Source organism: Saccharothrix hoggarensis, assembly GCF_042678885.1.
Taxonomy (GTDB): Bacteria; Actinomycetota; Actinomycetes; order Mycobacteriales; family Pseudonocardiaceae; genus Actinosynnema; species Actinosynnema hoggarensis.
In genome coordinates this window covers 1-26,283 of the sequence record NZ_JBHTLK010000086.1, presented here as the reverse complement: position 1 = coordinate 26,283, position 26,283 = coordinate 1, and the positions used below count along the sequence as shown (strand labels likewise).

At 70.6% G+C, this 26,283-nt stretch carries 19 protein-coding genes, 1 tRNA gene and 1 pseudogene; 17 read left to right on the top strand and 4 right to left on the bottom strand.

Annotated elements, in window-relative coordinates:
- Positions 1-315: 315 nt before the first annotated feature.
- Positions 316-732: a DUF417 family protein gene (locus ACFQ3T_RS17865; protein ID WP_380724415.1), complete on the top strand. Its 417-nt coding sequence runs from the start codon at positions 316-318 to the stop codon at positions 730-732.
- A gap of 57 nt (positions 733-789) precedes the next feature.
- Here ACFQ3T_RS17865 and ACFQ3T_RS17860 read toward each other — a convergent pair whose 3' ends face one another.
- A complete protein-coding gene (locus tag ACFQ3T_RS17860; protein WP_380724414.1) occupies positions 790-1,536 on the bottom strand; it encodes a TetR/AcrR family transcriptional regulator in 747 nt (248 codons plus the stop codon).
- 101 nt (positions 1,537-1,637) lie between these two features.
- On the opposite strand from ACFQ3T_RS17860, the gene ACFQ3T_RS17855 reads away from it, so the two are divergent.
- The 7 genes and pseudogenes from ACFQ3T_RS17855 to ACFQ3T_RS17825 all read left to right on the top strand — a co-directional run.
- The gene (locus ACFQ3T_RS17855) at positions 1,638-2,561 is read left to right on the top strand and encodes an ATP-binding cassette domain-containing protein (RefSeq protein ID WP_380724413.1); all 924 of its coding nucleotides are present in this window, start codon (positions 1,638-1,640) and stop codon (positions 2,559-2,561) included.
- Positions 2,558-3,316 (top strand): ABC transporter permease, encoded by a 759-nt coding sequence (locus ACFQ3T_RS17850; RefSeq protein ID WP_380724412.1) that lies wholly within the window; start codon positions 2,558-2,560, stop codon positions 3,314-3,316. The genes ACFQ3T_RS17855 and ACFQ3T_RS17850 overlap by 4 nt, the downstream gene beginning before the upstream one ends.
- A gap of 113 nt (positions 3,317-3,429) precedes the next feature.
- Positions 3,430-4,668 carry an MFS transporter gene (locus tag ACFQ3T_RS17845; protein ID WP_380724411.1) on the top strand — a complete coding sequence of 413 codons (1,239 nt, stop codon included), beginning with the start codon at positions 3,430-3,432 and terminating at the stop codon, positions 4,666-4,668.
- Positions 4,669-4,752: 84 nt separating this feature from the next.
- Positions 4,753-5,784 carry a sigma-70 family RNA polymerase sigma factor gene (locus tag ACFQ3T_RS17840; protein WP_380724410.1) on the top strand — a complete coding sequence of 344 codons (1,032 nt, stop codon included), beginning with the start codon at positions 4,753-4,755 and terminating at the stop codon, positions 5,782-5,784.
- Between the two features lie 67 nt (positions 5,785-5,851).
- Positions 5,852-7,255: an MFS transporter gene (locus tag ACFQ3T_RS17835; protein ID WP_380724409.1), complete on the top strand. Its 1,404-nt coding sequence runs from the start codon at positions 5,852-5,854 to the stop codon at positions 7,253-7,255.
- 516 nt (positions 7,256-7,771) lie between these two features.
- Positions 7,772-8,473, top strand: a complete 702-nt coding sequence (locus ACFQ3T_RS17830; protein WP_380724408.1) for an NUDIX hydrolase — start codon at positions 7,772-7,774, stop codon at positions 8,471-8,473.
- A 205-nt stretch (positions 8,474-8,678) separates the two neighbouring features.
- A pseudogene (locus ACFQ3T_RS17825) lies at positions 8,679-9,095 on the top strand (NUDIX domain-containing protein); the annotation flags it as partial.
- A gap of 22 nt (positions 9,096-9,117) precedes the next feature.
- Here ACFQ3T_RS17825 and ACFQ3T_RS17820 read toward each other — a convergent pair.
- Positions 9,118-9,852 (bottom strand): NUDIX hydrolase, encoded by a 735-nt coding sequence (locus ACFQ3T_RS17820; RefSeq protein ID WP_380724407.1) that lies wholly within the window; start codon positions 9,850-9,852, stop codon positions 9,118-9,120.
- Positions 9,853-10,164: 312 nt separating this feature from the next.
- Here ACFQ3T_RS17820 and ACFQ3T_RS17815 point away from each other — a divergent pair, with 312 nt between their 5' ends.
- From ACFQ3T_RS17815 to ACFQ3T_RS17790, 6 genes are all read left to right on the top strand, one after another.
- Positions 10,165-11,064 carry a 5'-methylthioadenosine/S-adenosylhomocysteine nucleosidase gene (locus ACFQ3T_RS17815; protein WP_380724406.1) on the top strand — a complete coding sequence of 300 codons (900 nt, stop codon included), beginning with the start codon at positions 10,165-10,167 and terminating at the stop codon, positions 11,062-11,064.
- Positions 11,061-13,163 (top strand): hypothetical protein, encoded by a 2,103-nt coding sequence (locus tag ACFQ3T_RS17810; RefSeq protein WP_380724405.1) that lies wholly within the window; start codon positions 11,061-11,063, stop codon positions 13,161-13,163. Before ACFQ3T_RS17815 ends, ACFQ3T_RS17810 begins: the two co-directional genes overlap by 4 nt.
- A 308-nt stretch (positions 13,164-13,471) precedes the next feature.
- Positions 13,472-15,535, top strand: a complete 2,064-nt coding sequence (locus ACFQ3T_RS17805) for a hypothetical protein (RefSeq protein ID WP_380724404.1) — start codon at positions 13,472-13,474, stop codon at positions 15,533-15,535.
- A 674-nt stretch (positions 15,536-16,209) separates the two neighbouring features.
- Complete coding sequence (locus ACFQ3T_RS17800) at positions 16,210-16,485, top strand: hypothetical protein (RefSeq protein ID WP_380724403.1); 276 nt, start codon at positions 16,210-16,212, stop codon at positions 16,483-16,485.
- A 110-nt stretch (positions 16,486-16,595) separates the two neighbouring features.
- Positions 16,596-17,018, top strand: a complete 423-nt coding sequence (locus tag ACFQ3T_RS17795) for a hypothetical protein (protein ID WP_380724402.1) — start codon at positions 16,596-16,598, stop codon at positions 17,016-17,018.
- 71 nt (positions 17,019-17,089) lie between these two features.
- Complete coding sequence (locus ACFQ3T_RS17790; protein ID WP_380724401.1) at positions 17,090-17,212, top strand: hypothetical protein; 123 nt, start codon at positions 17,090-17,092, stop codon at positions 17,210-17,212.
- A 130-nt stretch (positions 17,213-17,342) separates the two neighbouring features.
- Here the strand turns inward: ACFQ3T_RS17790 and ACFQ3T_RS17785 are convergent.
- Positions 17,343-17,417 (bottom strand) — tRNA-Arg (locus ACFQ3T_RS17785).
- Positions 17,418-17,566: 149 nt separating this feature from the next.
- Here ACFQ3T_RS17785 and ACFQ3T_RS17780 point away from each other — a divergent pair.
- On the top strand, positions 17,567-18,811 hold the full coding sequence (locus tag ACFQ3T_RS17780) for an alpha/beta fold hydrolase (RefSeq protein WP_380724400.1): 1,245 nt from the start codon (positions 17,567-17,569) through the stop codon (positions 18,809-18,811).
- Between the two features lie 72 nt (positions 18,812-18,883).
- Positions 18,884-19,798 (top strand): cation diffusion facilitator family transporter, encoded by a 915-nt coding sequence (locus ACFQ3T_RS17775; protein ID WP_380724399.1) that lies wholly within the window; start codon positions 18,884-18,886, stop codon positions 19,796-19,798.
- A gap of 12 nt (positions 19,799-19,810) precedes the next feature.
- Here ACFQ3T_RS17775 and ACFQ3T_RS17770 read toward each other — a convergent pair whose 3' ends face one another.
- A complete protein-coding gene (locus tag ACFQ3T_RS17770) occupies positions 19,811-24,073 on the bottom strand; it encodes a GH92 family glycosyl hydrolase (protein ID WP_380724398.1) in 4,263 nt (1,420 codons plus the stop codon).
- 179 nt (positions 24,074-24,252) lie between these two features.
- Between ACFQ3T_RS17770 and ACFQ3T_RS17765 the strand changes: the two genes are divergently transcribed.
- Positions 24,253-25,398 (top strand): ROK family transcriptional regulator, encoded by a 1,146-nt coding sequence (locus ACFQ3T_RS17765; RefSeq protein ID WP_380724416.1) that lies wholly within the window; start codon positions 24,253-24,255, stop codon positions 25,396-25,398.
- Positions 25,399-26,283 lie beyond the last annotated feature (885 nt).

The following is a 26,283-nucleotide window of genomic DNA, read 5'->3' as shown; positions in this document are numbered from 1 at the left end:
CGAGTGGTGGCGCGCGGCGGGCGCCGCGGCCGGCACGGGCCCGTGGTTCGGGACGGCGGCGCCGGCGGGCGAGTTCCAGCGGTAGCCCACCGTGGCGGCCGGGCGTCAAGTTGTGCCCGGCTGGAATCGACCCTTCACATCGCGTTTCCTAACCGTTACAGTTCTGGGAGCGCTCCCAGTCCGGTTCCGGTCAGTGCGGACCACGAAACGGGCCGACCTCCTGTGCGGGTCACCGTGGTCCCGCTCGCGAAGGAAGTGATGTGGATGATCGAGTTCTCGTCCCGTCTGGATGCGCGTGCGAGTTCCTTGCGCACGTTGAGCATCCCGCTCCTGCGGGGGTCGCTCGGCGTGGTGTTCGTCTGGTTCGGCGCCCTCAAGGTGGCCGGCACGACGCCGGTCGCCGAGCTGGTCGCCCGAACCGTTCCGTGGCTCGACCCGGGCGCGTTCGTGCTCGCGCTCGGCGTCGTGGAAGTGGTGCTCGGAATCGCCCTGGTGGTGGGGTTCCGGTTGCGCTGGGTAGCGCTGCTGGTGGTGCTCCACCTCTGCGGCACGTTCTCGACGCTGGTCGTGCAGCCGTCCGTCGCCTTCCAGTCGGGCAACCCGCTGCTGCTGACGATGACCGGCGAGTTCGTCGTGAAGAACCTGGTCCTGATCACCGCCGGCCTTGCGGTCATGTCGGCCGACGCACCCGTGCGGCAGCGGGTCGCGCAGGCGGGCGTCCACCAGCGGTGATCCTCGCGGTGCTGCGGGGCCCCGACCGGCCCCGCAGCACGGCCTCCGCGTGACGCGTCAGGCGCGCCGCGCGAGGTGGGCGGCGACGCCGTCCAGGTAGAGGTCCAGCCCGAACCGGAAGTCGGCCTCCACCTCGTTCTCGACGTACAGGTCGTCGTGGTCGAACACCCCCGCCTCGACGACGCGCCCCAGCGCGGGCAGCTTCCGCGGGTCGACCAGCAGCCGCAGCGCCCGCCCGTACTCCCGCCCGAACGCCTCGGGGTTGTCCTGGTAGGCCTGCGACAGGTCGGCGGTCAGCCGGACCTCCCCGTGCACGAACGTCAGCAGGCCCATCACCACGCCGACCTTCTCCGGCTCGCTCAACGGGGTGTCGGCGAGCGCGGTGAGCGCGCGGTCGAACCAGGCCAGGTTCCGCGGCCCGATCGGCGGCCCCTCCAACGGGATGCGGGCGTACCACGGGTGCGTGCGGAGCGTCGTCAGGACGCTGTTCGCCCACACCGTGAGCCCGGTGCGCCAGTCCGCGTCGGCGGGGAGCTCGGGCGGGTCGTCCAGCGCCGCGTCGGACATCAGCCGGAGCAGTTCGTCCTTGCTCCTCACGTGCCGGTAGAGCGCCATCGTGGAGTTGCCGAGCTGCTGCGCCACCCGTGCCATCGAGACCGCCGCGAGCCCTTCGGCGTCCGCGACCTCGATCGCGGCCCGGGTGATGTCGGCGACCGTGAGGGACGGCTTGCGGCCCCGTCTCGGCGTCTCGCGCAGGCCCCAGAGCAGCGCGATCTCCTCCGGTAGGCCGTGCTCCTCGGTCATCCCCGCCCTCTCGTCACCACTGCGACCAGTCTAGGGCTACCGGAAGTAACTGCGTATGAGTTACGCTTTTTAGCGTACTTGATACACATAAGGGGGCAGTGATGATCGTTGAGGCGAGCGGCCTGCGCAAGGCGTACGGGTCGACCGCGGTGCTGGACGGGATAGACCTGGAGGTCGCCGAAGGGTCGGTCTTCGCGTTGCTCGGTCCCAACGGCGCCGGCAAGACGACCACGATCCGCGTCCTGTCCACGCTCTCGCGGCCCGACGGGGGAGAGCTGCGGGTGGCCGGGTTCGACGTGGTGCGGGAACCCGCGAAGGTGCGCGGCGTGATCAGCCTGACCGGCCAGTACGCCGCCGTGGACGCCGAGCAGACCGGCCGTGAGAACCTGGTCATGGTCGCCCGGCTGATGCACCTCGGCCGGTCCGCCGCCAAGGCCCGCGCCGCCGAGCTGCTGGAGCGGTTCGACCTGGTCGAGGCCGCCGACCGGCGGGTCAAGACCTACTCCGGCGGCATGGGCAGGCGGCTCGACCTCGCGATGAGCCTCGTCGCCGCGCCGCGGGTGATCTTCCTGGACGAGCCGACCACCGGCCTCGACCCGGCCAGCCGCACGACCATGTGGGACGCCATCCGCGACCTCGTCCGCACCGGCACCACCATCTTCCTCACCACCCAGTACCTGGAGGAGGCCGACCGCCTGGCGGACCGGATCATGGTGCTGGACAGGGGGAAGGTCGCCGCGCAGGGCACCGCGGACGACCTCAAGGCACGGGTCGGCGGCGAGCGCGTCGACCTCCGCTTCACCTCCGGCGCGGCCCTCGACGTCGCGTCGGCCGTGCTCGGCGGGTTCGCCGACCGGGAGCGGCTCGTGCTCAGCGTCCCGTCCGACGGCACCGCCGCGCACCTGCACGCCGTGCTGGACGACGTGCGCGCCGCCGGTGTGGCGCCCGCCCAGGTGTCCTCGCACCGCCCGACCCTCGACGACGTCTTCCTCGCGCTCACCGCCCCCCAAGGAGTGCCCGCATGAGCCACGCCCTGTCCGACTCGATGACGATGGTCGGCCGCAGCGTGCGGCTGGCCCGGCGCAACGTCGACACGATGATCATGTCCATCGTACTGCCGCTGATGATGATGGCCCTGTTCGTGTACGTCTTCGGCGGCGCGATCAACACCGGCACCGGGTACATCAACTACGTGGTGCCGGGCATCATCCTGCTGTGCACCGGCTACGGCGCCTCGTCCACCGCGATGGCCGTCGCCGACGACATGAACAGCGGCATGATCGACCGCCTGCGCTCGATGCCGATCCGCGGCTTCGCCGTGCTGACCGGGCACGTGGCGGCGAGCGTCGCCCGCAACGCCCTGTCCACCACGGTCGTCGTCGCCGCGGCCGTCGCCATGGGCTTCCGCCCGTCCGCGACCCCGGTCGAGTGGACCGCCGCGGCGGGCCTGCTGCTGCTCTACGTGCTCGCGCTGTCGTGGCTCGCGGCGGGACTGGGCGCGGTGGCGAAGTCGGTGGAGTCCGCCAGCGCGATGAGCTTCTTGATGCTGTTCCTGCCCTACCTGAGCAGCGCGTTCGTGCCGACGGACACCATGCCGGCGTTCCTGCGGGGCATCAGCCGCAACCAGCCGATCACGCCCGTGATCGAGACCGTGCGCGGCCTGCTCACCGGCACGCCGATCGGCGACGAGGGCTGGATCGCGCTCGCCTGGTGCGCCGGGCTGCTCGTCGCGTCGTTCGTCCTGGCGACCGCCCTCTACCGGCGGCGGACCAACGACTGAGGCCGGCGCCCGTCCCGCCGCAGTCCACAGTGGACCGCGGCGGGACGGGGACGCGGCCACCGGAGTCGGCGGAAGGGCCTGATCGGCGGTCGGCGATGTGCGATCCTCGACCAATGGCTCCCCTGGGACCGGCCTTCTGGCGGCTGTGGACGTCGACCGGCCTGTCGAACCTGGCCGACGGCGTGTTCAAGGTGGTCCTGCCCCTGGTGGCCATCCAGATCACCCGGGAGCCGACGCTGATCGCCGGCCTGGTCTTCGCCCTGACCCTGCCGTGGCTGGTCTTCGCCCTGCCCGCGGGCGCGCTGGCCGACCGCTTCGACCGCCGCCGCACCATGCTCGGCGCGAACGTCGTCCGCACCGCCCTGCTGGCGGTGCTGGCCGGCGCGGTGGCGACGGACCTGGTCACCATCTGGCTCCTGTACGCCGTGGCGCTCGTCGCGGGCGTCACCGAGACGCTGTACGACACGTCGGCCCAATCCCTGGTCCCGCAGCTCGTGGACCGCGAGCAGCTGCCCCGGGCCAACGCCCGCCTGGTCACCGTCGAGCTGACCGCGAACGAGTTCTCCGGGCCGCCCATCGCGGGCCTGCTCATCGCCGCCGGGGCGCTGGCCGCGTTCGCCACCCCCGCGGCCCTGTGGCTGCTGGCCGTCCTCGCGCTGTGGTCGTTGAAGGGGACGTTCCGGGTCGAGCGCCACCAGCGGACGACGTTGCGCGCGGACATCGCCGAAGGGCTGCGGTTCCTCCTCGGCCACCGCCTGCTGCGCACCCTGGCCTCGATGGTCGGCGTGATCAACCTCGCCAGCGGCGCGTCCGGCGCGGTGCTCGTGCTGTACGCCGTGGGACCCGAGTCGGCCATGAAGCTGACTCCGCAGCTGTTCGGCCTGCTCCTCACCGCGCCCGCGGCCGGCAGCCTGGTCGGCTCCCTGGCCGCCGAGCGGGTCATCGCGAAGCTCGGTCGGGGCGGCTCGATCGCCCTCGGCTTCTCCATCACCACCCTGCTCGTCGTCACGCCGGCGGTGACCGCCTCGCCGTTGCTGGTCGCGGCGGGGTTCGTGGTCGCGGGCGCCGGGGTCGCCGTCCTCAACGTCGTCGTGGTGTCGCTGCGGCAGGTCGTCACCCCGAACCGCCTGCTGGGACGCGTGAACAGCGCGTACCGGCTGGTCGCCTGGGGCTCGCTGCCGATGGGCGCGGCGATCGGCGGGGTGTTGGGCCAGGTGTTCGGCCTGCGCGCGGTGTTCGTGGTCATGGGCGCGGTCGCGCTCACCGCGCTGGTCGGCCTGGCCGGCGCCACGAACCGCAAGGTCGAGGAGGCGCTGGCGGTCGACCCCGACGCCGTGCCGACGTCCGACTGACCCAGTCCTCGGCGGCCGCGACCACTTTTGGCCGCCCGCGGTGTCCATCCCTGTGTGAGGGTCCGCAGGAAACGAGGAGGCACCATGGGGGGAATCCCGCCGGCGAGGGCCGACGAGCTGCTGGCGCGGGCGCGCGGCGGGGACGGCGAGGCGTTCCGCGGGCTCGTGGAGCCGTACCGGCGCGAGCTGCACGTGCACTGCTACCGCATCCTGGGGTCGGTGCAGGACGCCGAGGACCTGGTGCAGGAGACGCTGCTGGCGGCGTGGCGGGGGATCGGCGGCTACGAGGAACGCGCGTCGGTGCGGACGTGGCTCTACCGGATCGCGACGAACCGCTGCCTGAACGCGTTGCGGGCCGGTTCCCGGCGTCCGCCCGAGCACCCGGCCTACCACCCGGAGGTCCCGTTGCCCGAGCCGTCGCACCGCCGAGGGGAACCGAGCTGGCTGGAGCCGTACCCGGAGGTGCTGCTGGAGGACGTCGCCGACGACGTGCCGGGGCCGGAGGCGCGGCACGAGACCAGGGAGTCGATCTCGCTCGCGTTCCTGGCGGCGTTGCAGCAGCTGCCGCCGCGGCAGCGCGCCGTGCTGGTGCTGCGGGACGTGCTCGGCTTCCGCGCCGCCGAGGTGGCCGACATCCTCGACACGACCGAGAACGCGGTGACCAGCGCGTTGACACGGGCACGCGGCGCCTTGTCGCGCGAGGTGCCCGTCCGGGAGAGCGCGCCGCTGCCCGACTCGCCCCGGGAACGCCGGATCGTGGCGGACTTCGTCCGCGCGTTCGAAAGCGGTGACGTCGACGCCGTCATCGCCCTGCTGACCGACGACGCGTGGCTCACCATGCCGCCCCTCCCGCTGGTGTACCAGGGCCTGGACGACGTCCGGCACTTCCTGGCCACCGTCGCCCTCCGCCCGGGTCGGCGCCACCGGCTCATCCCGACGCGGGCCAACGGCCAGCCGGCGTTCGCGTGCTACGTGCGCGACCCGCGGACGCCGATCCTGCGCGCGCACGGGGTGCTCGTGCTGACGCTCACCGGAGACCGGATCACCGCGGTGACCCGATTCGTGGACAACTCGCTCCTGGCCGCCTTCGGCTTCCCCCGGTCACTGCGCGCCTGACCGTGACACCGCACCACCTCGTCGGGCTTCCGCATGCCCATTTCACGCTGTGCCACAAGGAGGAACGGTGAATTCCGACAACGGGCGGACGACGTCCAAGCAGACGTGGGTGCTGGGGCTGGCCTCACTGGCGTCGTTCATGATGGCCCTGGACAGCCTGGTCGTCACCACGGCGCTGAGCACCATCCGGCAGGACCTCGCCGCGTCGATCGAATCACTCGAGTGGACCGTCAACGCGTACAACCTGACGTTCGCCGTGCTGCTGCTCACCGGCGCCGCGCTGGGTGACCGGTTCGGCCGGCGGCGGGTGTTCGTCCTCGGGCTGGCGTTGTTCACGTTGGCGTCGGTGGCCTGCGCGCTGTCCCCGAACATCGGCGTGCTGATCGCGTCGCGGGCGGTGCAGGGCGCCGGCGCCGCGATCGTGCTGCCGCTGTCGCTCACCCTGATCAGCGCGGTGTTCCCGCCGCGGCAGCGCGGCCGGGCGATGGGGCTGTACCTCGGCTTCACCGGCCTGGCGACGTTCAGCGGCCCGCTCGTCGGCGGTGTGATCGCCGAAGGGCTGGCCTGGCAGTGGATCTTCTGGCTGAACCTGCCGATCGGCGTGGCCGCGATCGTCCTCACGACCCGGCGCGTCGACGAGAGCGTCGGCCCGAACAACCGCCTCGACCTCGGCGGCGTCGTCCTGGTGACGCTGGGCGCGTTCGGCGTCGTCTGGGGCCTGGTCCGCGGCGCCGGGGCGGGCTGGACCAGCGTCGAAGTGCTGACCGCGTTGGCACTCGGGGTCGCCCTGATCGCCGCGTTCGTCGTGTGGGAACAACGCGCCAAGGCGCCCATGCTGCCGATGCGCCTCTTCCGCCGCCGGGCCTTCGCCACCGCCAACCCCGCGAACTTCCTCGTGTTCGCGTCCCTCTACGGCACCATGTTCTTCCTCGCCCAGTACTTCCAGGTGGTCCTCGGCCAGGGACCGCTCGTCGCGGGCCTGTGGCTCATGCCGTGGACCGCGACGCTGATGGTGTGCGCGCCGATCGCCGGCAGGTTGGCCGACAAGCACGGCGAGCGGCCGTTCGTCGTCGGCGGGCTCCTGCTCCAGACCCTCGGCATGGGCTGGATCGCCCTGGCGTCCGCCGCCGGCACCGGCTACCCGGAGCTGCTGCCCGCGTTGATCATCGGCAGCGCCGGCATCACGATGGCCATGCCGGCCGCCCAGAAGGCCGTGGTGGGGGCCGTGCAGCCGCAGGAGATCGGCCAGGCGTCCGGCGCGTTCATGATGCTGCGCATGTTCGGCGGCGTCTTCGGCACCTCGGTCACCGTCGCCGTCTTCGCCGGCGCGGGCGGCTACTCGTCCCCCGCGGAGTTCCGCGACGGCTTCTCCGCCGGCATGGCCGCGGTGGCCGCCCTGGCGTTCACCGGCGTGCTCGTCGCGCTCGGCATGCCCCGCGAGCACGTCGCCAAGGTCGTCACCGCCTCGTGACGCCGACCGTCGGCCGTCAGTGCGGGAAGACCCGTCGCGGACGTTCGGGCGACGTCGTCCCGGTGGTCCTCGATCACCAGGGCGACGTCGGCCATGCTCCGGGTGTCGCGCAACCGGTCGAGGTAGCCGACGGTCCCGGTGCTCGGCCGCAGCGGCGTGGCGGCCTCGGCGTGCGCCACCGCGTCCACCTCCAACCGCCGCACCAACGCCCGGCAGGCGGCCGTCAACGGCCGGACCCCGGTGCGCGGGAAGACGTGCACGACGGCCGGCAACCCACGCCCCTCCAACCACCGCGCCAACGTGCGCTCGGGGAAGTAGTCGTCGCTGCCGACGCTCCCCGGCCGCACGGCGGCCACGTCGGGCGCCACCCAGTCGTCCAACGCCAGCCGACCCGACTCGCTGAACGACAAGTTGGCCAAGTGCACCCGCTTGCCCAAGGCGGTCAAGCCAACCACCACCGGCAACCGCGACACCGTGACACGAACCCACTCCCGGCACTCAGTACCCTCGCCAGGCATGAGCCGCCCCCGGCAGACCGTCACGCTCACCGCGGATCTCGTCATCCTGACCATCCGGGACGGTGTCCTGTGCGTCTTGGTGGTCGAACGCGGCAATGAGCCGTTCGCGGGTCGTCTCGCGCTGCCCGGCGGTTTCCTCCGCGGTGACGAGAGCCTCGACCAGACGGCTGCGCGCGAGTTGTCCGAGGAAACCGGCATGAACGCGGAGAAGCTGGTCCTGCGACAGGTCGGGGTCTATTCCGCACCGGACCGCGACCCCCGGCGACCTCGGGTGGTGACGTGTGCCTACCTGGCCATCGCGCCGGACCTGCCGCTTCCCGCCGCGGGCTCCGACGCCCGGTCCGCGCGCTGGCTGCCCGTCGCCGAGGCACAGCGCTCGGGCCTGGCGTTCGACCACGACGAGATCCTGCGTGACGCCGTGGAGCTGGCCCGCGCCGAGCTGCAGTTCCGGACGATCGCCACCGCCTTCTGCGGCGACGAGTTCACGATCGGCGAGCTGCACGCGGTCTACGAGGTCATCTGGGGCGTGAAGCTGGACAAGCCGAACTTCCACCGCAAGGTCACCGAGTCGGACGGCTTCATCGTCCCGACCGGCGGCAAGCGCCCCACGCCCAACGGCCGTCCGGCGACGCTCTACCGGGCGGGCGGTGCGACCACGCTCTCGCCGCCGATGATGAGGCCGCGGTCGACCGGCGCCTGAGCGGTCGCGCAGCCGGCCGCCGTGCCGCCGAGCGCTGCGCCCAGCGCCAGGGCCGAGACGATCACGCGCACGGCGAGGCCGAGCGAACAGCGGATCTCCACGCTGACACCACCCCCTCTTGTAGGTACGACAATTGGCTCAACAGCAACGAAATTACGGCTGTCACCCCTTGATGTCAAGGTGACAATAACCTAGCCTTGGCAGCATGGATGACACGAGTGGTCGGTGTGCCGCGGCTCGAGCGCTCACCGCGGACGTGGTGCTGTTCACCAGGGTGGACGGCGAGCTGGCGGTACTGGCGGTGGAACGGGGCAAGGAGCCGTTCCGCGCCGCCCTGGCGTTGCCGGGCGGCTTCGTGGAGCCGGGGGAGAGCGTGGTGGCCGCGGCGGTGCGGGAGCTGGCGGAGGAGACCGGCGTCGAGGTGGACCGCAAGCGCCTGAGGCGGTTCGGCTGCTACGGGAAGGTCGGGCGCGACCCGCGGGGGCGGGTGGTCAGCGTGGCCTTCCACGGGTACCTGGCAGGTGCTCCCGAGGTGGCCGGTGGGAGTGACGCCCGAACCGCCGCGTGGGTGCCCGTGGGTGATTTCCTGTCCGCGCGGGTCGAGGTGGCCTTCGACCACCGCGACATCGTTCGCGACGCGGTGATCAGGAGGTTCGGCTGGAGTCCGGCTTCGGCGCGGGGGGCCGCAGCATCGCCGGGTGCAGGAGGTGGGCCGGCCCCCGGCGGTAGAGGGCGGCCGGGCGGCCGCCCTGGCGGGTCGTCTGACCGCCGGTCGCGACCAGGAAACCTTCGACCCCGGTGACCTTGCGGTGGAAGTTGCGCGGGTCGAGCGCTTCGCCCCAGACGATCTCGTACACCTGGCGGAGGTCCGTCACGGTGAACTCCGGGGCGCAGAACGCGGCGGCCAGCGTCGTGTACTCGATCTTGCTGCGGGCGCGCTCGACGGCGTCCTCGATGATCTGCCTGTGGTCGAACGCGAGTTCCGTGCGCGGGTCCAGCGCGATCGCGGTCGGCACCCAGGCCGCCGCTCGCGCGTCGCCGCCGGCCGTGGGTGAGGCCAGTCCGGGGACGAACGCGAGGTAGCACACGGTCACGACGCGTCGTCGGGGATCCCTGTTGGGAGCGCCGTAGGTGTGGAGCTGTTCGAGGTGCAGCCCGGTCGTGTCCAGCCCGGTTTCCTCGGTCAGCTCCCGTTCCGCGGCGGCGTCGAGGCTTTCGTCGACGTCGGAGAGGAAACCGCCGGGCAGGGCCAACATCCCGAGGTGCGGCTCGATGCCGCGCTCGATCAGCATGACCTGGAGCGCGCCCGACCGCACGGTCAGCACGGCGAGGTCGACGGCTACCGCGATGTCGGGGATCTTCCACGCTTCGTCGGTCATGATCGTCGCTTTCGGTGACCGCGGTGGCGGTCGGCTGGCGGTCGGCTGGCGACCGTCCGTCCACTTGCAACATTCTAGCCGCACGACTGCGGTGTCACATGATCTTCTTTATCGTCACCTTGACGAGAATCGCGAAGCTGCGTTAACGTCTCGTCCGCCCTGAGCAGTGCCTGCGATCTTCTTCGCGCTCCAACCAGCCGCGACGAGCGCTGCCACCGGGAGTCAGGCTCGGCTGAGTCGCGGACTCGCCCTCCGCACGCCCTTGTCACACGACTAGCGGACCGCTCACGCGGAAACCCATGGAGCGAATCGATGTTCGTAATCCTGACCGCGCTCAACATCGAGCACCAGGCGGTGTTCGAGCACCTGACCGACGTCCACGAGCGCACGTGCTCGGGCACCCTGTTCGAGGTCGGCACGCTCGCGACCCGCCCGGACCGGCAGGTCGCGCTCGGCGTGACCGGCGCCGGGACCACGACCGCCGCGACGTTGACCGAACGCGCCCGGACCGAGTTCTCCCCGACGGCCATGCTGTTCGTCGGTGTGGCCGGAGGTCTCCGGGACTGGCTGGAGATCGGTGACGTCGTCGCGGCCACCAAGGTCTACTCGCACCACGGCGCCCGCAGCGAGGACGCCGGCGACCTGGCGCGGCCGCGGTCCTGGGACGCCTCGCACGCGCTGGAGCAGAGGGCGCGGAGGCTGCCCCGCGGCGACGCCTGGTACTCCTACCTGCCGGACGGCGGGGAGCACGTGCGGCCCGGTGTCCACTTCGACCCCATCGCCGCGGGTGACGTGCTGCTGAACTCCAGGACGTCGTCGCTCGCGCAGGCGTTGCGGACGAACTACAACGACGCCGTCGCCATCGAGATGGAGAGCTCGGGGTTCGCGCACGCGGCACACCTGAGCGGCAACGTCCCCACGATGACGATTCGCGGCATCAGCGACCACGCGGACGGCAACAAGGCGGCCAGCGACCGCGCCGGCACGCAGCTCCTGGCCGCCCGCAACGCCGCCGCGTTCGCGATCGCCCTGATCGCGGCGCTCGACGACGCGTCCGGGCAGGAGGGTCGTGGACCCACCCCTGCCGCGGGCCCGTCGATGCCCACGATCCACAACACCAACTCCGCGAGCGGCAACGCCAGGGTCGGCCAGCAGGTCGGCGTCCAGCTCGGCGACTACTTCCGATCCGGCTGGACCGGGGGCAAGAGGTGAGCGAGGAGCCGGAACCGGACCCGGCGGGCAACGGCGCGCCGAAGATCGACAACCGGAACGTCGCCTCCGACGGCGCGCACGTCGACCAGCAGGTCGGTTTCCAGATCGGCGACACGACGATCCACCACGACCGGCGCACCTACCACATCAACCAAGGCGATCCGCCCGAGCGCAGGCACGAGGTCGCCCGCAACCTCCTCGCCGGTGGCACACCGCGGCGCGCGGAGGAGCTGTTCTCCGCCCTCCTCTTCCGGGAAGGGCGGATCACCACGGAGCGGACCTACTACTACGCCCTGTCCGTGATGAGTGAGCGGTCGCTGACCGAGCTGTCCGGCGAACTGCTCGACCACATCAGAGAAGCGCACCGGATGTGCCTGTCGCACCCCCTTGATGCGTGGTCCGAGGCGTTGGGCGTCGTGTGGGGCCTGCTGTGCCGGGTCCGGTGGGAGTACGGCGGCAGGGTCGAAGGGGAGCGGACGGACGTGGTCGTGGCCCTGCGGGCGCTGCCGTTCGTCCGCCAGGAGGAGATCGCCCGGCACATGGACGTGATCCTCAGTGGACTCGTGCAGGAGTGGTGGGAGTCCGACCTCAAGCTGCACATGATGCGGGAGCGCACCGTTCCGGACCGGGCGGCCCAGTCCCGGAAGTTCTTCGAGGCGGCCCCGGCCGTGCCGAGGCCGTACCCGCCGGACCCCGTGCCGGCGGCGCCGGGCGACCGCACCCGTGTGTTCTTCGGTTGCGTCGCGGTCCTCGCGGGGCTGGCCGTGCTCCTCGCAGGTCCGTTCAGGATGGGCGTGCTCGCGGAGCTGCTGCTCCTGGGCGCGGGGAGCTACCTCGTGCTGCGCTACGGCGTCGCGATCGAGTGTTCGAGGTTCAGGCCGGGGGTCGGCGGGCACCACCTCGAGCCTTCGGCGGACGCGGACGGGGACGCCGCCGCAGTGGACGTCCACGGGATGACCGGGTTCGGCAGGAACATCGGAGCCCTGGTCGACCGCCTCTTCAAGGAGGACGGACCGGGTGCGGCCGTCAAGCCCGAACAAGGGGCCGAGGCGCCCTACAAGGAGTACCGGACCTACCTGAAGAACCGGCTCGTCAGGTCGTACCAGCCGGATGAGGTGAAAGCGGCGAACCTCAGGTGGCTCGTCGAGTGGCACGTGAAGCGGGCGCGCGGGTGGTGGAGCCGCGCAGAGCCGGGTGCCGGAACCGGCTCGGCCAGTGGTGGGACCGCGGTGCTGTGCCGTTCCCTCGGTGTCCTGGCCGGGGTGGCGGGGCTGGCTCTCGCCCTGTGGGCGCAGCAGTTCTGGGCCGTGGTCCTCCTGTCGTTCGGCGGTTGGCTCGCTCTGCGGCACGGTGTGCGCGTGGGCGCCGTGAAGCGGCTGAACGTCGCTGCCCAGGCGGAGGCGAACGCCTTGTACGAAGCGGAGTTGGACGCGTACCGGGCCCGCGTCGCCGAACTGGAGGACCGGCCGAGCGACGCGCAGATCGCACGGTGGCACACCCTCGACAAGTTCTACCTCGTGTCGGACGTCATCAAGCGCGTCGGGCTGAAGAGGGACCAGATCATCGAGTACGTGGTCCTGACCGAGTGCGCGCCGTTCGCCCGGCGCAGCCGCCTGGAATACGGCCCGCCCCGGTACTCGGCCTACATGGTCCGCATCCTCCTGCTCACCAGGAAGGGCGTGCGCGTGGTCAGGCTTCGCCTAGACGCGCACACTGGCGAGGCGCAGAACGAGGAGCGCTTCATGTTCAGGTACGACGCCGTGGTGTCGGCGAAGGTGACCGAGAAGGGCGTGCGCACCACCGCGGTGAACGCCGTCCAGGACCTCGACGTGGAGAACCTGCGGAGCCGGGTCTTCCGCCTCGTCCTGAGCAACGGCGAGGCGATCGAGATGAAGGTGAACAGCTTCAAGAGCTGGCAGCAGTCCCACGAGGAGAGCGAGTCGGAGCTGATCGACGCCGCCTACGAGACGTCGGGGATCGAGAACGCCCTGCCCATCCTCGAGGCCATCGCGGCCGAGGGCGAGGACTGGATCACCCACGAGCGGGAACGCCGCAGGCAGTGGTCGCGCGAGTGGGACGAGGTCACCGTCGCGCGTTGAGACGCGGTTCCCACGGCGCCTCCCGGTCTCGTCCGGGGCACCGCGAGCCGGTACGAGCAGACAGACCAGGCCGCGCAGCGGACTCGCCCTCCGCGCACAACCGACAGAGAGCGGGCCCCCGTGTCGGGGCGCCGCTGTGGAGACGCCATGACCTTCATCAGGGCCGCGTCGGCGGTCGAACGGCGAGCCGGACCCCAAGACCCGGCAGACGAACACCGACCAGCACCACCGGCCGCCGGCACCTCTTGCGCCAACTACCCCCGTGACGCGAACGCGCCCCTTCCCCACCCGATTGCCGTGGAGGACCGATGAACGACCCGAACGCGAACGGTCCTTTCCCCGGCGGACCGCACGTGAACAACCACAACGAGGCGCACGCGGGCGCGCACGTCGGCCAGCAGGTCGGCTTCCAGTACGGCGACACGGCCATCCACTACGAGTCCGTGTACCACATCAACCACGGCGATCCGCCGGAGCGCAGGCACGAGGTCGCGCGCAACTTCCTGGCCGGCGGCACACCGCGTGAGGCGGAGCGGATCTTCCACCAGCTGCTGTGGGCCGGGCACGTGACCACCGAGCGGACCTACTACTACGTCCTCTCCGTCGTCAGCGATCGGTCTTTCCACGACGTGAGCGGCGAGCTGCCGGAGCGCATCATCGTCGCGCACAAGATGTGTGCGTCCCTGGCGGAGGACGGGTGGAGCGAAGCCCTCGCCGTGGTCGTGCGCCTCATTCGGGCCGTGCTCCGCGAGGTGGCGGACGAGCCGACCGACGAAGCCCTCGCCGACGTCATCGACACGTACAAGGCACTGCCGGCGGCGCGGCAGGACGAGATCGCCCAGCACCTCGGCATGATCCTCAACGGTGTGGTGAAGGAGAAGCTCGAGTCCCAGCACGCCATCCGGGTCGTGACCGAGAGGTTGAAGCCCCGTCGCGCGGCACGGGCGTGGAAGTTCTTCGAGCCGGATCCCGCCAAGCCCAGGCCGTACGCCTCCTCGCCGGTGCGGCCCGAGCAGGCGGACAAGGTCGGTCTGGTGGCGGGGGCCGGCGCGGTGGTGCTCGGCGTGGTGGCAGCGCTGATCGACGCGACGTTGGTGGGTTTGCTGCTCGGCCTCCCCCTCCTGGCCGGTGCGGGCTACCTCCTGGTTCGCCACGGCGGCGCGTGTGAAGCCGTGAGGATGCGCAACGCCGCAAAGCGGCGTGAGGTCACCCCGCCCCCGCACCCCGTGGTGCCGCGCTCACCGGGCCACTGGGTCACGACCGCGTTCGTCGAGGAAGTGCACCGCCTGGTCGACGGCTGCTTCGCCGAAGCCCGTCCACACGTCAGCGGTGACTGGCCCGCCTACACCGCGGGCGTCAAGGCGCACCTGAAGCAGCGCTTCGTCGACCAGTACGGGAATGCTCGCGTCACGGCGGCGCAGCTCAGGTGGTTGATGCGATGGCACGCGCGCCAAGTGGCGGCCGGGTGGTCCACCCACGCCCTGTTCCGCAACCAGATCCCGATCCCGCCCCGCGACACCCACCTCTTCCAAGCCGGCGTCGCGGCCGGCGTCATGGGATTGCTCGTGCTGCTCTTCGCCAACGGCCCTCTGCCGGTGCTGCTCCTCGGTGTGGGCGGGTTCTTCGCGGTCAAGGGCGCGATGCGGATCACGGGGAGCCGGGGCGTCGACGCATTCCTCCGTGACGACGCCGAACAGCTCTATGCCGCCGAAGAGCGCGCGTACCTGGAATGGCTGGAAACGCTGGCTGACCGCCCGAGCGATGGCGAGATGGCTCATTGGCTCGCCATGGACAAGGCGTATTTGAGGGACAGCGCGGTCAAGCGCGCAAAGCTGTCCGCCCACGACCTCGTGACGCACGTCGTGATGACGGAGGGGGCACCGGGTGCCCTGCGAGCGCGCGTGCTGCACGGGCCGCCGCGCTTTTCCCGGTACGTCGTGCAGATCTTCCTGCTCACCCGCAGCGGCGTGCGTGAGACGAGGGTAGAGCTGGATTTCCTCACCGGCGACGCGTGGAACGAACGCCGTCACCTCTTCCGATACGACGCCCTGGCGTCGGCGAGCGTCACGGAGAAGGGGCTCCGGGCCACCAGAGGCGAGGGGCCGCGGACAAAGGAGGTGGAGCGCCTGCGCAGCCGGGCGTTCCAGCTGACCCTCGTCAACGGCAGGGACATCACCGTGGTGGCCGAGAACTTCCGCAACCAGCAGGACGACCACATCGAGGACGAGTCCGAGCTGTTCGTGGTGGCCCTCCAAACTTCCGGCATCGATGCCGCACTGCCGATCCTCGAAGCAGTGGCCGCCGAAGGTTCGGACTGGATCGCCCGAGACCACGAACGCCGACAGCGATGGTCCCGCGACTGGTACGAGTGACCAACCCCGGTGCAGAGGTGGACGGACCACAACCGTCCACCTCTGCACCGTGACCGCACACCGCTCGGCGTGCGATCACCGCGGCCACCGACGGCATTTGCCGCGGATCACTCGCCAGACCGGGGAGTTGTGCCGTCGAGATTTGCTACAACGTGGACGCGAACATCGGCTGTGGATGGATTCACCGTCGTCCGACCGGCGATCGAAAACCTTCTCCGTCATCTTGCCGGGAAGAGCGTGAATCAACTGACGACGAGACTCCCTGGCATCTATAGTCGCCGCGATTGGCGCCATGTCGCGGTTGCAGGTTGACGCGCTGCGACTAGTCGACGCCGCTGACGACCCGAAATTCGCGACCTATGTCCTCGGTGACGCAGCGGCTGGAGCAGGGCAACTCCGTGCGCTTGCGGGGGCAATCGAACGCGGAGCGAGCTCTGTGGTCGTTGCCGGTCGATAGACCGCAGTACAACGCGGACTTCCTGCGACGGCGACGGTTGTTTCGTCGCCGTGGCAGGAAGTCGTCGAGCGCGGAGCACAACGGTGAACGGGTGCGGCGGCTACTGGCTGATCTGGTCCGCCGTTACGGCTCGACCGCGAGCCAGGCGTAGGGTGTGCCGTGTGCAACGGAGCGGCGCGCTGTGCCGGCGCTGTGACGAAAAGAAGTCGGACCACATATGAGCGATCAGGAAACGGGTGTCTTCACCAGCCATCACGTGCTGGACGGCACGCCTGTGATGCGGGTGTACCACGACGAAGACGGTGATTGGCAGTTCATGCCGCTGCTCGACGTCTCCGAGGAGGACGGGCGGCTGGTGGGTATCGACCACCTGCTTGCCGCCGACCCGACGCTGCGGGAGCTGCTGGACTTGCCGATGGGCTGGTACGCCTTCCGGGACTCCGTCGACGAGGCGTGGTCGCGGGAGAAGATGCCCGAGGACATGTGGTCGTGAGGTGTGGAAAGCAGGACGTGACGCGGCGATAATTGCCGCCTTATCGGGAGTCCCACCCGTCACGCACCCAGCCGTCAGTCTTCGTCGTCAGCTGAGACGGAGGCGCTGACATGAACCTGGTCGAAGAGGCCGAGAGGCGTGCCCGACAACTGGTCGACGCGATCACGCCGGCGCTGCTGGGCACCGGTTTCAGAGCAACCTCAGAGCCTCTTCGGCCGGGACTCATCCAGCAGCGCGTCCTCGTGACGGCACCCGACAAGCCGAAGATCGAGGTCATAGTCGAGGAAGCGCAAGCCGTCCTGTCGGTGGACAACCTGCCGCTGACCGGCATCGTCTACGAGTACGACCTGAACGAAGACCTGCCACCAGACCTGGTGAAACACCTGATTTCCGTAACCCGACAGGGATACCGGTACGTGCGGTTGCCGCTGTACGACCGGTTGGTAGTGGGGAACGCGCTCACCGTGGTGACACACGACCTGGGCTGGCCGCCGATCCTGGTACGGAAGTGGCGGCCAGACCCACAGCCTTGATCCTGCACGGGGCGCGAGTGCTGCGGTGAGCCGGTGTGTCCTCGCCTCGGGAGGCGGGTACCGCGGTGACGGTGGCCGAGTGGGCAGGGCACTCGGTGGAGGTGTTGTTGAAGATCTACGCCAAGTGCCTGGACGGAAAGGCGGCAGCCGTCCGGCAGCGCGTGGAGGCTGCGCTGGGGCACCGTCCGGGCTAGCCCAAACTTTGGCCCGTATTTGGCCCAGACACCCGTAGAAGGCCGGATTCAACCGGGCACGGCCGGACAGACGAGTAAGGCCCTTGACCGCGTTAGCGCTGGTCAAGGGCCTTTTCGTGCTGGTGAGAGGTGGTGCCCCCGGCAGGATTCGAACCTGCGCACCCGCCTCCGGAGGGCGGTGCTCTATCCCCTGAGCTACGGGGGCCGCAGCTACGGGAGTAGCTTAGCGCACCCGGTGGAGGGGGTTTTCAGGGCCTACCCTTCTGGGTTGTGGAACCGGTGCGCGAGCGATTCGTCCAGGCCCATGACCTGCGGCTTCGGGTGGTTGAGCAGGGGGTGCTCGGGGGTGAGCGGGTGGTGTTGGCGCACGGGTTCCCGGACACCTCGGCGGTGTGGGACGGGGTTGCTCGGAGGCTCGCGGAACGCTTCCACGTCGTTCGGTACGACCTGCGGGGGTTCGGGGGGTCCGAGGCGCCTCGTGACGTCGACGGGTACGCGGTGGGGTGGTTGGTGGAGGACCTGGCGGCTGTGGTGGAGGCGGTGGGAGGGCCGGTTCACCTCGTCGGGCACGACTGGGGGTCCACGCAGGGGTGGGTGGCGGTCGCCGAGCGGCCCGACTTGTTCCGGTCGTTCGTGAGCATCTCGGGCCCCGATCTGGGGCACGTCGGCAGCTGGGTGCGGCGGAACCGGTGGCGGCCGGTGAAGGTGGCCGGGGTGGTTCGGCGGTCCTGGTACATCCTCGGGTTCCTGGTGCCGGTGGCGCCCGAGTTGGTGTGGCGGGTGCCCGCGGTGCGCCGGATGCTCCACGCGGGGCGGCGCGAGCTCGTCAACGGGTTGGGGTTGTACCGCGCCAACGTCGGGCGACGTGCCGGAAGTGCGCGGACATCCGGGAAGGGCGCCACGGCGGGGCCGAAGCGGGTGTCGGTGCCGGTGCACCAGGTGGAGCTGACGGCTGACCCGTACGTGGTTCGGGAGCACTTGGAGGCGGCCGAGCCGTGGGTGGAGCAGCTGACCCGCAGCACGGTGCACGCCGGCCACTGGGCGGTTCGCACGCACCCCGAGCAGGTCGCCCGGCACATCGAGGACGCGATCGACGGGCGGCACGGTCGGCGGCTGGTCGTGGTCACGGGGGCCGGGAGTGGTGGTGGGGCGGTCGGGCGAACCCTTGCCGACGGTGGGGCGCAGGTCGTCGGGGCCGACGTGGCCGACCGGGCGGCTGCGCAAGCGTTTGCCGACGACGTGAGCGAGCGGTACGGGGTGCCGGAGGTCGTGGTCGCCAACGTCGGACCGCACGTCGGGGCGGACTGGCGGGAGGCCGTTGACGCGAAGCTGTGGGGTGTGGCGAACGTGGTCCGCGCCTTCGCGCCGCTGATGGTGGAACGGGCCGCGGGCGGCCACTTCGTCGTCACGGCGCGGCGGGACGGAACGGCCCGCCACGCGCACGCGACCACGAAGACCGCCTTGCGGATGCTCATCCGATGCCTGAAGGGTGAACTGCGGCCGCACGGCATCACGGTCAGCCTGATCTTCCCCGACGGTGGAACGGTCACCGAGGACGTGGTCAGGGCGGTGAACGCCCGCCGGCGCGGGTACCCGTGAGGCCGCGGGCAGCGGTGTGGCGGGGGCTACAGTCAAGTTGCACTCATGCGCATGTGACTATATGTTCCGCTCATGGGTCACGGACACGGCCACGGTGCCGCGCCGGCCAGTGGTAGCGCCAAGCACCTGGGCCGGCTGTGGGTCGCTTTCGGCATCGGGGCGGCCTTCATGGCCGTCGAGTTCGTCGTCGGCATCGCCACCGGCTCGCTGGCCCTGATCTCCGACGCCGCCCACATGCTCACCGACGTCCTGGGCGTCGGCATGGCGCTGGCGGCCATCATGCTGGCCCGCCGCGTGAAGTCGGGCGGCAGCCGCACGTTCGGCCTCTACCGCGCCGAGGTGCTGGCCGCCCTCGCCAACGCCGTGCTGCTCTTCGGCGTCGCCGGTTACGTCGTGTACGAGGCCGTCGGCCGCCTCGGCAACCCGCCGGAGGTGCCGGGCCTGCCGGTCGTCTTGGCCGCCACCGCGGGCCTGGTCGCCAACGTCGCCTCGTTCTTCATGCTGCGCGAGGGCGCCAAGGAGAGCATCAACGTCCGCGGCGCGTACCTGGAGGTGCTGGCGGACCTCATCGGGTCGGTCGGCGTGCTCCTCAGCGGCCTCGTCACGCTGGTCTTCGGCTGGCGGTACGCGGACCCCGTCATGGGCGTCGCGATCGGCCTGTTCGTCCTCCCGCGCACGTACAAGCTCGCCGCGAGCGCGCTGCGCATCCTCTTCCAGCACGCCCCGGAACGGCTGGACGTCTCCGAGGTGCAGGCCGACCTGAGCCGCCTGCCCGGCGTGGCGGAGGCGCACGACCTGCACGTCTGGACGCTCACCTCGGGCATGGAGGTCGCCTCCGCGCACCTCACCACCCGCGACGACGTCGACCCGGCCGAGGTGCTGCACGCCGCGCAGACGCTGCTGGCCGAGCGCTACCGCATCGAGCACGCCACGCTCCAGGTCGAACCAGGAGATTCCGCGCAGAGGTGCCGCGAAATCTCCTGGTGACCCGTCAACCCGCTAGAGCGTCGAGCACTGGCCGTTCTTCGGGCCGCGCACCTCGTTGACCCACCCGTTGTTCACCGGCGCGGGGTCGTTCGCCTGGCACGACATCGGCCCCGCGACGGTGTTCGCGGCGACCGACGTGCCGCCCTTGTTGCCCACGAGCGTCACCGGCCCGTCGATCGTCACCCGTTCCAGTGACACCTCGCCGGACGTCCCGTTGATGTTCACGGGCCCGCCGACGGACGCCTCCACCAGCACGACCGCCGCCGCGCCCGCGGCCGACAGCGAGCCGACCGAGCCGCCGAACACGTACAGCGACGCACCCGCCGCCACGGTCACCGGCCCGGTCACCGAAGCGCCGTCCACGCACGTCACGCCCGAGTCCACGCGCAACGGCCCGTCGACCTCGCCCGTCACGGTGGACGTGCACGTCACGAACGGCTTGGCCAGCACCTCGACCTCGGCCAGCGTGACGGCTCCGGGGAACTCCAGCCGGTAGTGCTGGTAGTGACCCGGTCGGGCGATCTTGAACGCCCGTGTCTGCTGCCGCCACGGGAACGCCTCGCCGGACCGCTCGTCCACGGTCGACCACGTGACCCCGTCGTACGAGCCCTTCAGGACCCACGACGACGGGTCGCCGGCCTCCTTGCCCGAGGTGAGCGTGTAGAACTCCGCCTTCTCCTTCTTCGACGGCAGGTCCACCTGCAACGACGACACCGAGCCCGACGTCTGCGAGGTGTTGTCCACCAACGCCGCCGGACCGCCGGTCACCGTCCCCGTCGACGTCACGTCCCGCAGCGGCGCCGGGACGGCGGAGCCCTTGGTCAACGACGGCGGCGCGGCGTCCTCGGCGGTGGCCCACCGGGACGGCGACGACCCCATCTCGAAGTCGAGCGTGCCGCCGGACGCGATCTCCGCGTGCGGCAGGTGCGCCTTGTCCCACTTCTTCCCGTTGACCTTCAACGACTGCACGTAGATGTTCCGCGCGCTGTTCGACGGCGCGTTGATCACGAGCGTGCGCCCGTTCTCCAGGTGCACGGTCATCTTCTTGAACAGCGGCGACCCGATGGCGTACGACGCGTTGCCCATCTGCAACGGGTAGAAGCCCATGGCGCTGAACAGCCACCACGCGGACTGCTCGCCGTTGTCCTCGTCGCCGGGGTAGCCCTGGCCGATCTCGCTGCCCAGGTACAGCCGGGACAGGATCTCGCGCACCTTCTCCTGCGTCTTCCACGGCTGACCGGCGTAGTCGTACATGTAGGTGATGTGGTGCGAGACCTGGTTGGAGTGGCCGAGCTGGCCCATCCGCACGTCGCGCGCCTCGGTCATCTCGTGGATCACGCCGCCGTACGAGCCGGGGAACTTCGCCGTCTCCGGGGTCGCGAAGAACTCGTCGAGCTTCGACGCGAGCCCGTCCCGGCCGCCGTACAGGTTGGCCAGGCCCTGGCCGTCGTGCGGCACGGAGAACGCCATGTTCCAGCCGTCGGTCTCGGTGTAGTCGTGGCCCCACTCGCGCGGGTCGTAGTCCTCCGGCGCCTCGCGACGCGTGCCGTCGGGGTTGCGCCCCTGGAAGAACCCGGTGGCCGGGTCGAACATGTGCACGTAGTTCTGGGCGCGGTTGGAGAAGTACTCGTGCGCCGCCTGGTACTGCGCCTCACCGGTCCGCTCGTGCAACGCCTTCGCCATGTTCGCGATGCCGTAGTCGTTGACGTAACCCTCGATCGCCCACGACATGCCCTCGCCGGTGGCGGTGGACGTGTAGCCGGTGAAGATCGACGTGTCGAGGCCCTTGCGGCCGACGCCCGCGTTCGGCGGGGCCACGGTGGCGTTCTTCACCGCCGCGTCGTACGCCGCCTTGACGTCGGGCAGGTCGACGCCCTTGACGAACGCGTCCGCGAACGCCACGTCGGAGCTGGTGCCGGTCATCAGGTTCGCGTAGCCGGGGGAGGACCAGCGCGAGATCCACCCGCCGTCGCGGTACTGCTGCACGAACCCGTCCGCCAGCTCGGCCGCCTTGCCCGGCGTCAGCAGGCTGTACGCGGGCCACGTGGTCCGGTAGGTGTCCCAGAAGCCGTTGTTGACGTAGATCTTGCCGTCCACGACCTTCGCGCCGGTCCGCGTCGGCGTGGCGGGCCCGGCGGCCTGCACGGGAGACGCGTACTGGTACTTGGGCGCGTCGGCGGTGCCGGTGTTCTCGAAGCCCGAGTTCGGGTACAGGTACAGCCGGTAGAGGTTGGAGTACAGCGTGGTCAGCTGGTCCTCCGAAGCGCCCTCGACCTCGACCATGCCGAGCACCCGGTCCCACGCGTCCTGCGCCCGGTCGCGCACGGAGTCGAACGTGTCGGACGCGGACACCTCCAGCTCCAGGTTGTGCCGAGCCTGGTCGACGCCCAGCAGCGAGGTCGCGATCCGCATGGTCACGGTCTTGTCGGCGGACGTGTCGAACTGGAAGTAGCCCGCCACGTTGTCGCGGCCCGCGCCGGTCAACCGGCCACTGGCCTTCACCGGCTTGTCCACCACGCCGTACACGAACAGGCGCGTCGCGCCGGTCGACAGGCCGCTCTTGACGTCGGAGAAGCCCGTCACGACACCGGTGGCCGGGTCGAGCGTCAGGCCGCCGCTGTTGTTCACGTTGTCGAAGACCAGGTTCGAGGTGTCGTCCACGAACGTGAAGCGGAACACCGCGGCGTGGTCGGCCGGCGCGATCTCGGTGCGCATCCCGTTCTCGAACGTCACGCCGTAGTAGTGCGCCCGCGCGGTCTCGTTCTCGTGCCGGAACGGCAGCGCGCGTGCGGCGCGGTCCGCGGTGGGCGTGCCGCGGGACGGCATCACCTGGAACGTCTGCCGGTCGCCCATCCACGGGCTCGGCTCGTGGCTCGCGGTGAACGCCTGCAACGTCGGCAGGTTGTCCCGGTTGTTGTTCTTGGCGTACTCGTACAGCCAGCTGATCGAGCCCGCGTTCGTCATCGGCGACCAGAAGTTGAAGCCGTGCGGCACGGCGGTGGCCGGGATGTTGTTGCCGCGCGAGAACGAGCCGCTGGAGTTCGTGCCGCGGGTCGTCAGCACCCAGTCGGACGGACGGGGGCGCTCCACCACGACCGGCGCGGACTTCACCGCGATGTCGTCGATCCAGCCGTTGAACCCGGCCGGGCCCTTGGGGTTGTCGTAGGCCACGAGGACGCGCTTGATCGTCTTGCCCGCGGCGACGGCGCCGATCACGGACGCGACGCGGTTCCACTGGTTGGTGTACAGGGACTTCGCCACGCCTTGGCCGCGGGGCGACAGCTCGAACCCGTGCTGGTCGCGCGCGCCGAGGTCGCTGAGGTACGTGCCGTCGTCGAACGCGAGGTCCACCGACACGAACGTCGCCGGGTAGTTCAGGTCGTCCGTGGTGAACGACGGGAAGATCAGGTACGACAGCTCGGTGGTCGACGTGACGGGGACGTCCACCTCGAAGACCTTGTTGTACGAGTAGCCGTGGCCCTCGGCGACGTGCGTCCCCTGGTACCGCAACGCCTTCAGCCCGGTGAAGCCCGCGCCGGCCTTGGCGTTGTAGCCGCCGTTGGCGCCCTTGCCCACGCTCGTGCGCATGTTCCGCGCCGGCGGGGTGGTGGAGCCGTCGGAGAACTGCACCTCGGCGAGCTGGATGAGGTTCACGCCGCCCGCGGTCGCGGTGATGTCCAGCCGGTAGAAGCGGAACGCCTCGGTGTTCGCGATGTCGTAGGTCTTGGTCTGGAACCGCTCGGTGAACACCTCGCCGGTCCGCGCGTCCAGGTCGGTCCACGTCGTGCCGTCGTTCGAGCCGCGCAGCGCCCAGTTCTTCGGGTCGCGCTCGGGCGCGTCGTTGGCCGACGACAGCGCGTAGCGCTTGACCGCGACCGGCTCGGCGAACGTGAACCGCGCCCAGCCGGTCGGGGTGAAGGTGAGCCACTTCGACGACACGTTGCCGTCGACCAGGTTCTCCTTGACCTCGCCCGCTTCGGCGTACTCGGAGTTGGCGGCCACGTCGACCACGCGGTCGGTGACGTTGCCGGGGATGCCGGTGGAGTCGGTGCCGTCGACGCCGGACGCCTTCGGCGTGCCGTCGGGGCCCGTCTCCACGGTGCTCGACCACTTCGGCTGCGGCTGCCCGTCCTCGAACGACGTGGCGAACAACGTCTCGCTCACGGTTGGCTCCCCCGGTGCGGCGGTCGCGGAGGACCAGCCTCCCACGCTCGCCAGCACCAGCGCAGCGGTCGTGACGACCGCCAGCGATCTCCTGCTCCGCATGAGCCCCATTGCGCACGCCTTTCGCCTCAGACCAAGCCGATCTTCAGCGAAGCAAAGGGGGACGTGACATCGTTGTCAAGAGCGACTGGTCAACTTGTCCGCAAGCCTGTCCGCCCGCTGCTCCAACCGATCTACACTCACTCCCTGTGACGGTCCGGAAGTCGCCCCAGGTGGGCACCCCCGCGGGTATGCGCGTGCTGAACCAACGCGCGGTGCTCGACCGCCTGCGCGTGGGTGGCCCGGCGACGAGGCCGCAGATCGCCAAGGACACCGGGTTGTCGAAACCGACCGTGGGCCAGGCGTTGGTCGACCTGGAGCAGCACGGCCTGGTGCGGGCCATCGGCCGCACGACGGCGGGTCCGGGCCGGTCGGCGATGGTCTACGAGCCCAACCCGGCGGCCGGGCACGTGCTGGGCGTCGACATCGGCCGGCAGCGCATCCGCGTCGCCGTGGCGGACCTGGCCGGGTCGGTCATCGCGCGGGTGGACGAGCGCAACCGCTGCCGTTCCGCGTCCGCGCTCGTCCGCACGGTGCGGGAGTTGGCGGAGCGGACGGTGTCCGACGCCGGCCTCTCGTTGGCCGACCTGGTCGTGAAGGTCGTCGGCACGCCGGGCGTCCCGGACCCGCGCGACCGGACGCTGCACCACGCGCCGAACCTGCCGGGCTGGGAACGCCCCGGCCTGCTGGACGACCTCGAAGCCGAGCTGGGCGACGGCCTGGTCGTGGAGAACGACGCCAACCTCGCCGCGGTGGGCGAGCGCGCGTACGGGGTGGCGCGGGACGTGGACGTGTTCGTGTGCGTCACCGTCGGCACCGGGATCGGCATGGGGATCGTGGTGGACGGCCGGCTGTTCCGCGGCGCGCACGGCGCGGCGGGTGAGGTCGGCTACCTGCCCTACACCGGTCAGTCCGAAGAGGACGGTCGGCAGCGCGGGCAGGCCGAGTCCGCGGCGGCGGCGGAGTCCGTGGTGGCGCTGGGCAGGCAGCACGGCCTGGTCGTGAAGTCGGCGCGCGAGGTGTTCGCGGCGGCGCGGTCGGGTGACGAGCGGGCGTTGCTGGCGGTGCGCGACGAGGCCGAGCGGCTGGCGTTCGTGGTGGCGTCGGTGGTCGCGGTGATCGACCCCGAGCTGGTGGTGCTGGGCGGCGGCATCGGCAGCAACACCGACCTGCTGCAGGAGCCGATGGAGGCCGCGCTGCGCCGGATGACGCCGCTCGTGCCGCGGATCGTGGCGGGCGAGCTGGGTGATGGCGCGGTGCTCAGCGGCGCGGTGGCGATGGGGCTGCGGTCGGCGCGCGAGCTCGTGTTCGACCGCCGAGTGCCTGTGACTCTCTGAGAGTAGTCGAGTGGCTCCCACGTGCTGATTCACTCGAACGTTGTAGGTATGAACTCGCCAGTAACGACGTAGCGTGACCGTACCTCCTCCTGGAGGGTGTGTGTCCTTCCGTTGTTGAAGGGGAGTCGAAAGGGGAGTACGGGGGACGTGGTCCCCTTTCGACCGTTGCACGGGGCAGGTGCCGCGCCCGCAAACACCTGCCCCGTGTTCTATTTGCTGTGTTGGATGGCGCCGCCTCCGGCGTCGCGGCTCGGTCGCCTGGAAGTCGACCGCTCGCGCCTGAATTCCCAAGATCGAAAAGCGTGATCGTCGGGAAATGAGTCGCGAACGATCGACGCGACCTCGCGGGGCGTTCCCGGCCCCCCGGCTGTACCGCCCCGCTGCCCCGTTTTGCCCCGCTGCTCCCGCGCGTCACGCTGCGCCCTCCTCACTGCCTGACCCGGTTGAGCTGACCCGCGCCGCCGACTGTGTCCGCCACCTTTGAGCCCGCGAAGTTCGCCGACGACTTCTTCGGGCTGACGGTGGCGGTCCCGGTTCGACCTTGCCGGAGTGGTGGAGGGGCGTCCACGGGCCATCGGCCGGCTGTGGACAACTCGACGGGTTGTGGACAACCGGGGTGCCGCCAACTACGGCGCTCCGCCGCTCCCGCGCGCCCTACCTCCACCCGCCGCGCCGCCTCATGCCTGCTCAACCGACCTGTTCACACCGCTACCCACCAGGACCTACCTGCGAGTAGTAGAAGTCGGATGGCGGGCGGAGGTTCGGGAGCGCGGCGGGGCGGCGGCGGGTGGGCTGAGCGGAAAGCCGAAGCGGGGCGAGGCGGCGGCGGCGCGCGGCTGGCGAGGTGGGGTGGCGCGCGGGGCGGTGAGGTGGGGCGGTGGACGG